This is a genomic window from Streptomyces callyspongiae (assembly GCF_047200695.1).
GTDB lineage: Bacteria > Actinomycetota > Actinomycetes > Streptomycetales > Streptomycetaceae > Streptomyces.
Genome location: NZ_JBJZOM010000016.1, coordinates 64,229 through 76,071, shown reverse-complemented (window position 1 = coordinate 76,071; position 11,843 = coordinate 64,229). Strand labels below are relative to the sequence as shown.

The following is an 11,843-nucleotide window of genomic DNA, read 5'->3' as shown; positions in this document are numbered from 1 at the left end:
GACCCGAACCCCGCCCCGGCTCCCGTCAGTCGGGCCCGACGAGGACGGTGTCCAGGGTGCGCGGCCCGTGGACTCCCTCGACGCGGGACAGTTCGATGTCGCTGGTGGCGGAGGGGCCGGAGATCCAGGTCTGCGGGCGACGCGGGTCGAGCAGCGGAAGTGCCCGCGGCACCGAGGCGACGACCTGATCCGCGCGGATCACGCAGATGTGGTGGTCCGGGACCAGGGTGAGCGCACGCCGCCCCTGCGCCGGTCCGGCGTCCAGGACGACGGTGCCGGTCTCGGCGACGGCGAGCGCACAGCCCGTGAGCGCGCTGTCGACCGTGTCCAGCCGCGCGGCCGTCAACCCGGCGCTGTCCGGGATTTGTTCGACGCCTTCCGCCTCGCTCAGCCACGCGGGCGGCAGATCGGCCGGTACGGCCACGGAGCGGGAGCCGCGCGCCGCCAGCAGTTCCGCGACCACGGACGGCAGGTGCCGGGAGGTGGTGCGGTGGACCCGGGCGCGGTAGTCGGCCAGGTTCTCCGCCAGCAGGTCCAGCCCGGTATCCGGCGTCTCGGGGACATGTGCCGGGAGGTAGTCGCGGGCGACCGGGGAGTCGGCGGGCGAGGCGGCCGCGGGAACGTCGCCCAGGGCGGCTCGGATGCGGCGCAGTACGAGGTCGCGGGAACCGGTCATTCCCGTTCTCCTTCCCTCGTTCCGCCGCGGTTCTTTCGCCACCAGTCGCGGAACGGCTCCGCGGGCAGCGGCGGCAGGTCGCGGCTGTCGCTCCAGGCCTTCGCCGCACCGGGGAACGGCAGCCGCTTCGGCTGGAGTCCGCGGGCGCGGGAGACGGCGCGGGTGGCCGCCGCGTATGCCGCCGGGTGGTCCAGCAGCCAGGTCGCGGCCCGGACTGCCGCCCGCTCGACCCGGTGCCCGGACGCCTGCTCGGCCACGCGCTCCCGCAGGTGCACCAGCACCTCGGGGATGTCGATGGCGACCGGGCAGACCTCGTAGCAGGCCCCGCAGAGCGAGGAGGCGTAGGGCAGTGAGGCGTCCACCTCGCTCTGCACGCCGCGCAGTTGCGGGGTGAGGATCGCACCGATGGGGCCCGGGTAGGGCGAGGCGTAGGCGTGGCCGCCCGCACGCTCGTACACCGGGCAGACGTTGAGGCAGGCGGAGCAGCGGATGCAGCGCAGCGCCTGCCGGCCGACCTCGTCGGCGAGGGTGTCGGTGCGGCCGTTGTCGAGCAGGACCAGGTGGAAGGCGCGCGGGCCGTCACCGTCGGTGGTGCCGGTCCACGTCGAGGTGTAGGGGTTCATGCGCTCGGCGGTGGAGGAGCGCGGCAGCAGTTGCAGGAAGACCTCGAGGTCCTGCCAGGTGGGCACCACCTTCTCGATGCCCACCACGGAGATCAGCGTCTCGGGGAGGGTCAGGCACATCCGGCCGTTGCCCTCGGACTCGACGACGACGAGGGTGCCGCTCTCCGCGACGAGGAAGTTCGCGCCGGAGACGGCGACCTCGGCGCGCAGGAACTTCTCCCGCAGGTGCAGCCGGGCGGCTTCGGCGAGGTCGTCGGGGCGGTCGGTCAGCTGCTCGGGGGCCGGGCGTCCCCAACGGCCCATCGCGTCGCGGAAGATGTCGCGGATCTCGCTGCGGTTCCGGTGGATCGCCGGGACCAGGATGTGGGAGGGCAGGTCGTCGCCGAGCTGCACGATGAGTTCGGCGAGGTCCGTCTCCCAGGCGTCGATGCCTTCTGCTGCGAGGGCGTCGTTGAGTCCGATCTCCTGCGTCGCCATGGACTTGACCTTGACGACCTCGCGCTCGCCGGTGGCCCGGACCAGGTCGGTGACGATCCGGTTGGCCTCCTCGGCGTCCGCGGCCCAGTGGACGACGCCGCCCGCGGCGGTGACGGCCTCCTCGGCCCGCAGCAGGTAGTGGTCGAGGTGCCGCAGCGTGCGGTCCTTGATCTCCTTGCCGGCCTGCCGCAGCCGTGCCCAGTCGTCGAGTTCGGCGACGGCCGAGGCCCGCTTGCCGCGGATGGTGCGGGTGGCGTGGGTGAGGTTGGCCCGCAGCTGCGCGTCGCCGGTCGAGACGGCCGCCGCCTCGGGGAAGGGCGGCATGCCGAGGTAGGTGGTGTTCATGCGGGCGCCTCCCGGTCCGGTTCCGTGTGCGCGAGGATCTCGGCGAGGTGGAGCGGTCGCAGCGGTGCGTCCTGCCGCCGGATCAGCCCGTCGAGGTGCGTCAGGCAGGAGTTGTCCGCGCCGCACAGCGTGTCGGCGCCGGTGGAGACGGCGTGGCCGACCTTGTCCCGGCCCATGGCGGCGGAGACGGCGTCGTTCTTCACCGCGAAGGTGCCGCCGAACCCGCAGCACTCGTCCGCGCCGGGCAGCTCCACCAGGCGGAGTCCCCGCACCGCCCGCAGCAGCCGCAGCGGGCGGTCGCCCAGGCCGAGCACGCGCAGCCCGTGGCAGGACGGGTGGTAGGTGACGGTGTGCGGGTAGGAGGCGCCGACGTCGACGACACCCAGCACGTCGACCAGGAACTCGCTGAGTTCGTACACGCGGGGCACCAGCCGGGCGGCTGCCTCGGCGAGCGCGTCGCCGCGGCCCTCGGCCCGTGCCGCCCGGCCGATCCGCGGGTAGGTGTCCCGGACCATCGCGACGCAGGAGGCGGAGGGCGCGACCACGTGGTCGTAGCCGGCGAAGGCGGCGACCGTGCGCCGCACCAGTGGTTCGGTCTCCCGCCGGTAGCCGGTGTTGTACTGCGGCTGGCCGCAGCAGGTCTGTGCCGCCGGGAAGTCGACCCGGACGCCGAGTCGTTCCAGCAGGGTGACCGTGGCGCGGCCGGTGTCCGGGTGGAGGGCGTCGTTCACGCAGGTGACGAAGAGGGCGACGCGCAGGCCCGCGCCGGGCGGCAGCGCGGTCATCGGCCGGCCGGCGCGGGGAGCCGCGGGGAGGCAGTCGTGCCCATGGTTCCTCCGGGGTGCCCGACGGCGGGCGGGTGCGACGGAACGGAACACCAGTGTGCTGCGCCGCGGCGGCTCACCACACCCCCGGCGCGGGATTCGGGTGAGTCCGCGGCGCCCGGGGCCTGCTCAGGTCCGCGCCGCGGAGGACGGGCCCTCGCCGTTGTCGTCGTCGCCGTCCTCGGGCAGGCGGCACACCCGCTGGAGGAACACCGCCGCGGCGACGACCGCGGCGCCCGCCAGCACCGAGAAGCCGGCGTACAGCGCCTGGTGGTGCCGGGCCGGGGTGTCGATGTCGCTGAGCAGCAGGAAAACGCCGGTGCCGCCGTAGAGGCCGGACACCAGTGCCGCGACGAGTGCGCTGGCCTGCCCGAAGACGACCGCGCGGGCGGCCATCATCGGCTCCACGCCCGCGGCATCGGGCTGCCGCTCGCGCTGCGCCTTGAGGCGGGCCCGCAGCGACAGCGCCGTCGCGAGCAGCACCGTGGCGATGATGGCCAGCACGATCGGCGCGGCCGTCGGCACACGCGGCAGTGCGCCGTACCGGTCCAGCAGCCGGGCGAACGCCCATGCCAGCACGCCGGCGACCACGAAGACGCCTACCAGGGTCCGGAAACGCAGTTCTCTCACGCGGGCACCAACGCTCAGTCGGGCAGGCTCAGTTCCAGGTCGGTGCGCGGGGAGACGCCCGCGCGTCCCACGGCGTCCAGCAGTGCGGACACCTTGCCGCGCCCCGGCACCTCGGCGTCGGCGTCGACGTCGTTCCACGGCGCGAGGACGAAGGCGCGTTCGTGCACCCGCGGGTGCGGGAGGGTCAGTCCCGGGTCGTCCGAGACGACGTCCTGGTAGGACACGATGTCGACGTCGATCGTGCGCGGTCCCCAGCGTTCGTCGCGGACCCGCTCCAGCGCCTCCTCGATCGCGTGGCCCCGTTCCAGCAGCGAGCCGGGCGGCAGGGTGGTGCGGACCAGCACGACCGCGTTGAAGTACGACGGCTGGCTCGACGGGTCGACGCCCCACGGCTCCGTCTCGTACACCGGCGAGAGCGCCTTCACCCTGAGCCCTGGCGTGTCCGCCAGCGCGTCGACGGCGCTCTGCAGCGTCTCCAGCCGGTTGCCGAGGTTGCTGCCGAGCGCGACGACGGCGTGCTTGGGGTTGCTCAGGGTGATGTCGGCGGCGTCCACCTGGTGCACGACGGAGGCGGGCACCGGCTGTACGGTCGGGTCACTGTTCGGCGTCATGCGCGGCTCCGCTGAATGGTGATGGTCACGTCGTCGAAGGGCACGGTGATCGGCGCGTCGGGCTTGTGCACGACGACCCGCACCTCGGCGACGGCTTCGTGCGCGAGGCAGGCGTCGGCGATGCGCTGCGCCAGCGTCTCGATGAGATCGACGGGCTCGCCCGTCACGACGGCCTCGATCTCCTCGGCCACGATCCCGTAGTGCACCGTCCGGGCCAGATCGTCCCCGGCCGCGGCCGGCCGGGTGTCCAGCCCCATGTCGACGTCCACGACGAAGGTCTGTCCCTCTTCCCGTTCCCGGGGGAGGACGCCGTGATACCCACGGGCCCGGAGGCCGTGCAGTGCCACACGGTCCATGCGGCTCCCACTCCTTCCCTCGGTCGGTCACGCGGCGCGCCCCTGCACGCGCCGAGGCACGGCGCGCCGGGGCACGCGAACTGTCGAATCCACCCGCGGGCGCCCCCGCTGCCGCCCGCCGCCGGCGTGGCGGACGGTCCCGCTCAGGTTGGGCGGGGCCTACCCGGTAGCGCCCCGGGCCACTCTCGCATTCCCCCGGACGTGCCATGAAGCGGCGCCGCCGCCCGCGCCGCACGGCCCGGGCCGCCTCCGGGACGGCACGGAGGGCGCCGCGGCACCGCGACGGCCTAGGCTGGGCGCATGAGAACGATGCGAGGCCAGGTGTCGGGCCTGCCGGAGTGGGACCGCTGCGCGGTGATGGGCGTGGTGAACGTCACGCCGGACTCCTTCTCGGACGGCGGCCGCTGGTTCGATCCCGAGGCCGCGGTCAAGCACGGTCTGGACCTGGCCGCCCGGGGCGCCGATCTGGTCGACGTGGGCGGCGAGTCGACGCGGCCGGGTGCGACGCGCGTGGACGAGGCGGAGGAGCTGCGCCGGGTGCTGCCGGTGGTCCGCGACCTGGTCTCGGCCGGGATTCCGGTGAGCGTCGACACCATGCGCGCCGCGGTCGCGGAGCAGGCGCTGGCGGCCGGTGCTTCGCTCGTCAACGACGTGAGCGGCGGCAGGGCCGATCCGGCGATGGTGCCGACCGTCGCCGAGGCGGAGGCGCCGTTCGTCGTCATGCACTGGCGGGGCCGTTCGGTGGACATGAACGACCGCGCGGTCTACACGGATGTCGTGAGCGAGGTGATCGCGGAACTGCGCGGCGCCGTGGACGACGCGGTGGCGGGGGGCATCGCTCCGGAACGGATCGTCGTCGACCCGGGTCTGGGCTTCGCCAAGCAGGCCGAGCACGACCTGGCGCTGGTCGCCGCGCTCGGCAGGTTTCGCAGCGAGCTGGAGCGCCCGATGCTGGTCGCCGCGTCGCGGAAGCGTTTCCTCGGGCGGGTACTCGCCGGTGGTCCGGACGTGACGCCGCCGCCCGCCCGGGAGCGGGACGGCGCGACGGCCGCCGTCTCTGCTCTCGCGGCGCGGGAGGGCGCGTGGGCGGTGCGGGTGCACGAGGTGCGCGCCACTGCGGACGCGGTGCGGGTGGCCCGGGCGCTCGAAGGAGCCGAGTGAGCAGCGCCCGCACGGACATCGAGGCCGTCGAGGCGGCGAACACCGCGCTGTACGAGGCGGTCGAGCGGGGCGATCTGGAAGCGCTCGGGGACCTGTGGCTGGAGGCGGAGGTCAGCGTCGTGCATCCCGGCTGGCCGGTGCTCACCGGCCGCGGCGAGGTGATGCGCAGCTATGCGCTGATCATGGCGAACACCGAGTACATCCAGTTCTTCCTCACCGACGTGGAGGTCTCCGTCATCGGCGACACCGCGGTGGTCAGCTGCACGGAGAACATTCTGAGCGGGGGTCCCGCGGAGGGCGAGGGGGAGATCGGCCCGCTGGTGGGCGGCCTGGTGGTGGCGACGAACGTCTTCCGCCGCGACGAGGACGGCCGCTGGAAGGTGTGGTCGCACCACGGCTCCCCCGTGCTGGTGGAGGGCGAGGACGACGACGGCAGCGAGGAGCTCGGCGGCTGACCACCGGATCGGCCCGCTCCGTACAGGTGTTCATCGCATTGCCGTTCGAAGTTGACGTGAACTCTTCTATATTGGTGCTCTGTCGATCGCCGGTCACCCCCGTCAGGACCTGACCAGTCCCGAGGACCTTCACAGATGACGACCGAGAGCGCCCCGCGGCGGACGCGGACGACGAGCACGGCCACGGGAACCGTGCTCGCGTTGCTGATCACGGCCTTGCCGGTGGCGTCCGCCTGCGCGTGGGCCGTGCACCGAGCGCCTCCGTCCGCGGGCGCCGAGGCCGCCTGGTTCTCGGTCGGCGGCGGGGTGCTGCTGTGTGCCGCCGTGGCCGTCGCGACGCACCAGTTCCTCACCGTACGGCGGCTGCGCCGGACGGGCGCCGCCAAGGACGCGGCCGCCGCCTCGGCGCGGGCCGCGGCCGAGCACTTCGCCGACGTGACGGTGCCCGAGGTCGTGGCGCAGCTCCGTGACGGTGCGTCCCCGGGTACGGCGCTGGCCTCCGCGTCCGGAGGCGACGGGACACAGCAGCGGGTGCTGCGGATCCTGGCCGCCGAGGTGCACCGCGGCGAGAGCCGCCGGGCGGCCGCGGTGGCGGCGTGCGCCAACGCCGCGGGGCGGGTGCAGGCGTTGACCACCTCGATGGCCGCCGACCTGCGGGACATGGAGCACCGGTACGCCGATCCGGACGTCCTCAGCGACCTGCTGCACCTGGACCACCGCACCGCCCGGGCCGGGCGGTTGGCGGACAGCATCGCCGTCCTCACCGGCGCCCGCTCCGGTCGGCGCTGGGCGAAGCCCATCCGCATGGAGAGCATCCTGCGCGGCGCGATGGGCAGGATCCAGGGCTACCAGCGGGTGAGGCTGCACAGCACGAGCACCGTCGCCGTCGCCGGGCACGCGGCGGAGGGCGTGATGCACGCCCTGGCCGAACTCATGGACAACGCCGCGAACTTCTCGCCGCCGACCGCCGAGGTGCACGTGTACGTCGAGGAGGTCTCCGCAGGCGTCGTGATCACTGTCGAGGACGGCGGCCTGGCGATGGGCGACGTCGCCCTGCGCCGCGCACGGGAAGCGGTGGAGCCCCGGTCGCTCCGCGACCTGGAGGCGCTTCCGGGCACCCGCCTCGGACTGTCCGTCGTCGGGCGGCTCGCCCACAAGCACGGGCTGACCGTGTCCTTCCGGCCCTCCGCGCACGGCGGCACCGGCGTGCTGCTGCGCATCCCGCAGGAGCTGGTGACGGAAGCGGCCGCGCCTCCGGCCGCCCCGACCGCCGGCACGGCCCTGCCCGACGTGCGGGGCGCCGGACTGCCCGACGGTGCGCCTGTCGACAGCACACCCACGGACAACACACCCACGGACAGCGCTCCCGTCGACAACGCCCCCGTCGAGTACGGCGACAGCGGGCTCCCCCGACGCCGGCGCGGCCGGACACTCGACGCCGCCCGCCGGACCGCGGACACGCACGACGGACGGCCGCGCCGCTCCCGCAGCGCCGCCGAGTCCGGCTCCCGGCTCGGCACGTTCCGCCGGGCCGTCCGCCGGGACGGGGCGCCCGGCACCCCTCGGCCGGAGCAGCCGGACGGGGACACCGCACCACCCGCCTCTCCCGACCCTGCTGCAACCGCCCCGGAGGACCACCCCGAATGACCACCGACGGCACACTCGACTGGCTGCTGGAGAACCTGCTGGAGAGAACACCGGGCGCCCGGCACGGCCTGGTCCTCTCGCGCGACGGACTGAAACTGTGCCGGACACCCGAACTGTCCCTGGACCAGGCCGATCAGCTCGCCGCCATCGCCGCGGGCATCCAGAGTCTCTCCCAGGGCGCCTCCGTCGAGTTCGGCGACGGCACGGGCGGGGTGCGGCAGGCCATGACGGAGTTCTACGGCGGCGTGCTGTTCGTCGTCGAGGCGGGCGAGGGGGCCCACCTGGCGGTACTCGCCGCGGAGGACGCGGACGTCGGCCTGGTCGGGCACAACATGCACGAACTCGTCGAGCAGATCGGCGAACACCTCAGCACACCGCCCCGCGACGTCCCCGACGGCGGCGGCACGGCATGAGCCGCCCCGGCCGCGACGACGACCCCGACCGGCTGTACACCGTCACCGGCGGACGCAGCCGGTCCACCGCGTCGGACACGCTCACGTTCGACCTGGTGACCCTCGTGGTGGCCGAGTGCGAGCCCACGCCCGGCATGCAGTCCGAACACGCCGCGATCCTGCGGCTGTGCCGCCACCCCACCGCCGTGGTGGAGGTGGCGTCCGATCTGGGGCTGCCGGTCGGTATCGCCCGCATCCTGCTCGGCGACCTGCTGGCTGCCGGCCGCATCACCGCCCGTCACCCCCGCACGGCCGCCACTGCCACGGAACGCGTGCCCCACCCCGACCTTCTGAAGCAGGTGCTCGTTGGCCTCCGCAACCTCTGACCCCTCGACCGTCGGCGGCCGCGCCCCCGGCGACTCCGCCTACATACCGGCCCGCGCGTGGCGTCCCCCGCTGAGCAGCAGTGCCGAGAACGGGCTGAAGATCGTCGTGGTGGGCGGGTTCGGAGTCGGCAAGACCACCCTGGTGCGTTCGGTGAGCGACATCCGCCCGCTGAACACCGAGGAGACGATGACGCGGGCCGGGGAATCCGTGGACGACCCCGGTGCCGTGGCGGGCAAGACCACCACCACGATCGCCTTCGACTTCGGGCGGATCAGCCTCGACGAGCGGACCGTGCTCTACCTGTTCGGAGCACCCGGTCAGGAGCGCTTCTGGTTCCTGTGGGACCGGCTGTTCTCCGGCACGCTCGGCGCCGTCGTGCTGGTGGACACCCGGCGGCTCGCGGACTCCTGGTACGCCATCGACCGGCTGGAGCACCACGGCACCCCGTTCATCGTGGCGCACAACGACTTCGGCGGCCCCCGGCACACCCACGCACAGATCCGGGAAGCCCTCGACATCGACGACGACATACCGCTCGTCGACTGCGACGCCCGGGAGCGCGCGTCCAGCCGGGACGTCCTCATCACCCTGGTCGACCACGTGCACGCCCGGTCGGCCGAGCACTACGCGCAACGCTCCGCCTCGACGTGACGCCGCAGGCGCCCCGCCACCGCAGACAGGCATCGGCCTCCCGGGAGGGCACACCGTGACCAGCACGCCCGAGTCCCACACGACGGAGGGCTGTCCCGTTCGCGGGGCCGCCCCCGCCACCGGCGCAGTCCCCCTCGGTGGGAAGGCGTTCCTCGACGGACCGGCGCAGTTCTACCGCGACGTCCGGAGGGAACAGGGCCCGGTGGCGCCCATCGAGCTGCCCGGGGGCGTTCCGGCCTGGCTGGTGCTCGGCTACCGCGAACTGCACCGTGTCACCACCGATCCCGTGCTGTTCAGCAGGGATTCGAGTATCTGGAACCTGTGGGACAGCATCCCGGACGACTGGCCCATGCTGCCGATGGTCGGCAAACAGCCCTCCATCCTCTACACGGTGGGCGAGCGGCACCGGCGCCGCTCGGAGCTGCTGAGCGACGCGCTGGCGGGCGTCGATCCCTTCGAACTGCGGGACCATGTCGAACGGTTCGCCGACGAACTCATCGACGCCTTCTGCGGCAGCGGGACCGCCGATCTGATCGCGGACTACGCCAAGATGCTTCCGGCCCGTGTACTGGCGCGTCTCTACGGCTTCTCCGACGCGCGCGGTCTCGAACTGGCACGGTCGGTCAACGCCCTGGTCGACGGAGGCCCGGACGCCCTTTCCGGAGCGCGCGCGGCCACCGCCTCCATGCAGGAGCTGCTCAACTCCCGCCGCGAATCCGTGTCCGAGGTGGCCGCCGACGTCGCGGACCGGATGCTCGCCCACCCGCGGCGGGGGGACTTCACCCTGGGCGAGCTGGTCCAGGACATGCGGGTGATCATGACGGCCGGCCATCAGCCGACGGCCGACTGGATCGGGAACTCGCTGCGCCTGATGCTCACCGACGACCGTTTCGCGGCCTCCCTGACGGGGGGCCGGCACAGCGTTGCCGAAGCGATGAACGAGGTGCTGTGGGAGGAGACGCCCACCCAGAACATCGCGGGCCGCTGGGCGACGCGGGACACCACGCTCGGCGACCGGCACGTCCGGTCGGGCGACCTGCTGGTGCTGAGCTTCGCGGCGGCCAACGCCGACCCGCGGATCCGTCCCGACCCCTCCGCACTCACGGGCGGCAACAACGCCTTCTTCTCCTTCGGGCACGGCGAGCACCGCTGCCCGTACCCGGCGCAGGAGATCGCCGAGACCATCGCGCGGAAAGGCATCGAGGTACTGCTGGACCGGCTGCCCGACGTCGACCTGTCGGGTCGGCCGGAGGAACTGGTGTGGCGGCCCTCGCCCTGGCTGCGCGGCCTCAGGAAGCTGCCCGTCCGATTCACTCCCACCCACCCCTACGGAGGTACCCGGTGACTCTCTCCACCTCCCGCGCGCGGCAGGACGCCCGCGACCCCATCGTCATCGACCCGCTGGTCGAGGACCTGGCCGCCGAGACGGCCCGGCTGCGCGACGCGGGGCCGGTGACACCCGTGGAACTGCCCGGCGGCGTCCCGGTCTGGGCGGTGACTCATCACGCCGAGGGCCGTGCCCTGCTCACCGATGCGCGCCTGGTGAAGAACATCGAGCACTGGGCGGCCTGGAAACGCGGGGAGATACCGCAGACCTGGCCGCTGATCGGGCTCGCCGCGCCCGGCCCGAGCATGCTCACCTTCGACGGCGCGGAGCACCGCCGGCTGCGGACCCTGGTGGCGCAGGCGCTCACCCCGCGGCGGGTGCAGGAACTGGAGCCGCGCATCGCGGAGATCACTGCGGCGCTGCTCGACGAGGTGGCCGAGCGGGGTGCCGCCTCCGGGGGCCGCGTGGATCTGAAGGCGGCCTTCGCCTACCGGCTGCCGATGGCGGTGATCAGCGAGCTGATGGGGATCGACTCCGCGGACCACCCCCGGCTGCTGGAGCTCTACGACAGCTTCTTCTCCAGCCTGACCAGGCCGGAGCGTGTCCAGGAGGTCCTCGGGGAGCTGCGCGCCTTCTACACCTCGGTGGTCGACCTGAAACGGGCGGAGCCGGCCGACGACCTGACGAGCGCGCTGATCGCCGCGAGCGAGGACGGGGACCGCCTCGGCGAGCGGGAGATCGTCAGCACCCTCCAGGTCATGGTGACCGCGGGCCACGAGACGACGATCAGTCTGATCGTCAGCGCGGTGGTGGCGCTCCTCACCCACCCGGAGCAGCTTGCGCTGGTGCGGGAGGGCCGGGTGACCTGGGACGCTGTGATCGAGGAGACGCTGCGCTGGTCGGCCCCGACGACGCACGTGCTCATCCGGTTCGCGACCGAGGACATCGCCGTGGGCGACACCGTGATCCCCCGCGGCGACGCGGTGATCATGTCCTACGGGGCGATGGGCCGGGACAGGAACCAGCACGGCGAGGACGCCGACACCTTCGACGTCACCCGGTCCCCCAACCGGCATCTGTCGTTCGGCCACGGCCCGCACGTCTGCCCGGGAGCCCCGCTGTCACGGCTGGAGGCGCGGGTGGCGCTGCCGGCGCTGTTCGCGCGCTTCCCCGAGCTCGCCCTGGCGGTGGCGCCGCAGGAGCTGCGGAACAAGCCGGCCGTGACGCAGAACGAGCTGTACGAGCTGCCGGTGCTGCTCGACGGGCAGCGGTGAAACGTCC

The 11,843-nt window shown here is 73.4% G+C and carries 14 protein-coding genes; 8 read left to right on the top strand and 6 right to left on the bottom strand.

From position 1 onward, the window contains the following. Positions 1 to 25 precede the first annotated feature (25 nt). The 6 genes from ACL06G_RS16655 to folB all read right to left on the bottom strand — a co-directional run bounded on the left by ACL06G_RS16655 (position 26) and on the right by folB (position 4,542). Complete coding sequence (locus tag ACL06G_RS16655; protein WP_412786355.1) at positions 26 to 676, bottom strand: LutC/YkgG family protein; 651 nt, start codon at positions 674 to 676, stop codon at positions 26 to 28. Then, entirely contained in the window at positions 673 to 2,121 is a 1,449-nt protein-coding gene (locus ACL06G_RS16650) for a lactate utilization protein B (protein ID WP_412786354.1), read from the bottom strand. The genes ACL06G_RS16655 and ACL06G_RS16650 overlap by 4 nt, the downstream gene beginning before the upstream one ends. Then, positions 2,118 to 2,879: a (Fe-S)-binding protein gene (locus tag ACL06G_RS16645; protein WP_412786400.1), complete on the bottom strand. Its 762-nt coding sequence runs from the start codon at positions 2,877 to 2,879 to the stop codon at positions 2,118 to 2,120. The genes ACL06G_RS16650 and ACL06G_RS16645 overlap by 4 nt, the downstream gene beginning before the upstream one ends. Positions 2,880 to 3,074: 195 nt before the next feature. Then, the gene (locus tag ACL06G_RS16640; RefSeq protein ID WP_412786353.1) at positions 3,075 to 3,575 is read right to left on the bottom strand and encodes a DUF3180 domain-containing protein; all 501 of its coding nucleotides are present in this window, start codon (positions 3,573 to 3,575) and stop codon (positions 3,075 to 3,077) included. 14 nt (positions 3,576 to 3,589) lie between these two features. Continuing rightward, entirely contained in the window at positions 3,590 to 4,186 is a 597-nt protein-coding gene (gene folK, locus ACL06G_RS16635) for a 2-amino-4-hydroxy-6-hydroxymethyldihydropteridine diphosphokinase (RefSeq protein WP_412786352.1), read from the bottom strand. Continuing rightward, positions 4,183 to 4,542, bottom strand: a complete 360-nt coding sequence (folB, locus tag ACL06G_RS16630) for a dihydroneopterin aldolase (protein WP_412786351.1) — start codon at positions 4,540 to 4,542, stop codon at positions 4,183 to 4,185. Before folB ends, folK begins: the two co-directional genes overlap by 4 nt. Positions 4,543 to 4,842: 300 nt before the next feature. On the opposite strand from folB, the gene folP reads away from it, so the two are divergent. The 8 genes from folP (at position 4,843) to ACL06G_RS16590 (ending at position 11,836) form a co-directional block, all read left to right on the top strand. Beyond that, on the top strand, positions 4,843 to 5,703 hold the full coding sequence (folP, locus tag ACL06G_RS16625) for a dihydropteroate synthase (RefSeq protein WP_412786350.1): 861 nt from the start codon (positions 4,843 to 4,845) through the stop codon (positions 5,701 to 5,703). After that, on the top strand, positions 5,700 to 6,158 hold the full coding sequence (locus ACL06G_RS16620; protein ID WP_412786349.1) for a nuclear transport factor 2 family protein: 459 nt from the start codon (positions 5,700 to 5,702) through the stop codon (positions 6,156 to 6,158). Before folP ends, ACL06G_RS16620 begins: the two co-directional genes overlap by 4 nt. Before the next feature lie 135 nt (positions 6,159 to 6,293). Then, positions 6,294 to 7,805 (top strand): sensor histidine kinase, encoded by a 1,512-nt coding sequence (locus ACL06G_RS16615; protein WP_412786348.1) that lies wholly within the window; start codon positions 6,294 to 6,296, stop codon positions 7,803 to 7,805. Further along, positions 7,802 to 8,218 carry a roadblock/LC7 domain-containing protein gene (locus tag ACL06G_RS16610; protein WP_412786347.1) on the top strand — a complete coding sequence of 139 codons (417 nt, stop codon included), beginning with the start codon at positions 7,802 to 7,804 and terminating at the stop codon, positions 8,216 to 8,218. The genes ACL06G_RS16615 and ACL06G_RS16610 overlap by 4 nt, the downstream gene beginning before the upstream one ends. Then, positions 8,215 to 8,583 (top strand): DUF742 domain-containing protein, encoded by a 369-nt coding sequence (locus tag ACL06G_RS16605; RefSeq protein ID WP_412786346.1) that lies wholly within the window; start codon positions 8,215 to 8,217, stop codon positions 8,581 to 8,583. The genes ACL06G_RS16610 and ACL06G_RS16605 overlap by 4 nt, the downstream gene beginning before the upstream one ends. Beyond that, a complete protein-coding gene (locus ACL06G_RS16600) occupies positions 8,564 to 9,235 on the top strand; it encodes a GTP-binding protein (protein ID WP_412786345.1) in 672 nt (223 codons plus the stop codon). The genes ACL06G_RS16605 and ACL06G_RS16600 overlap by 20 nt, the downstream gene beginning before the upstream one ends. A gap of 55 nt (positions 9,236 to 9,290) precedes the next feature. Beyond that, positions 9,291 to 10,580: a cytochrome P450 gene (locus ACL06G_RS16595; RefSeq protein ID WP_412786344.1), complete on the top strand. Its 1,290-nt coding sequence runs from the start codon at positions 9,291 to 9,293 to the stop codon at positions 10,578 to 10,580. Next, positions 10,577 to 11,836 carry a cytochrome P450 family protein gene (locus ACL06G_RS16590; RefSeq protein ID WP_412836241.1) on the top strand — a complete coding sequence of 420 codons (1,260 nt, stop codon included), beginning with the start codon at positions 10,577 to 10,579 and terminating at the stop codon, positions 11,834 to 11,836. The genes ACL06G_RS16595 and ACL06G_RS16590 overlap by 4 nt, the downstream gene beginning before the upstream one ends. Positions 11,837 to 11,843 lie beyond the last annotated feature (7 nt).

What these genes read in the sequence shown, in the direction of transcription:
- ACL06G_RS16655 (WP_412786355.1), bottom strand. Translation starts at nt 676, where the DNA reads ATGACCGGTTCCCGCGACCTCGTACTGCGCCGCATCCGAGCCGCCCTG.
- ACL06G_RS16650 (WP_412786354.1), bottom strand. Translation starts at nt 2,121, where the DNA reads ATGAACACCACCTACCTCGGCATGCCGCCCTTCCCCGAGGCGGCGGCC.
- folK (WP_412786352.1), bottom strand. Translation starts at nt 4,186, where the DNA reads ATGACGCCGAACAGTGACCCGACCGTACAGCCGGTGCCCGCCTCCGTC.
- folB (WP_412786351.1), bottom strand. Translation starts at nt 4,542, where the DNA reads ATGGACCGTGTGGCACTGCACGGCCTCCGGGCCCGTGGGTATCACGGC.
- folP (WP_412786350.1), top strand. Translation starts at nt 4,843, where the DNA reads ATGAGAACGATGCGAGGCCAGGTGTCGGGCCTGCCGGAGTGGGACCGC.
- ACL06G_RS16615 (WP_412786348.1), top strand. Translation starts at nt 6,294, where the DNA reads ATGACGACCGAGAGCGCCCCGCGGCGGACGCGGACGACGAGCACGGCC.
- ACL06G_RS16610 (WP_412786347.1), top strand. Translation starts at nt 7,802, where the DNA reads ATGACCACCGACGGCACACTCGACTGGCTGCTGGAGAACCTGCTGGAG.
- ACL06G_RS16605 (WP_412786346.1), top strand. Translation starts at nt 8,215, where the DNA reads ATGAGCCGCCCCGGCCGCGACGACGACCCCGACCGGCTGTACACCGTC.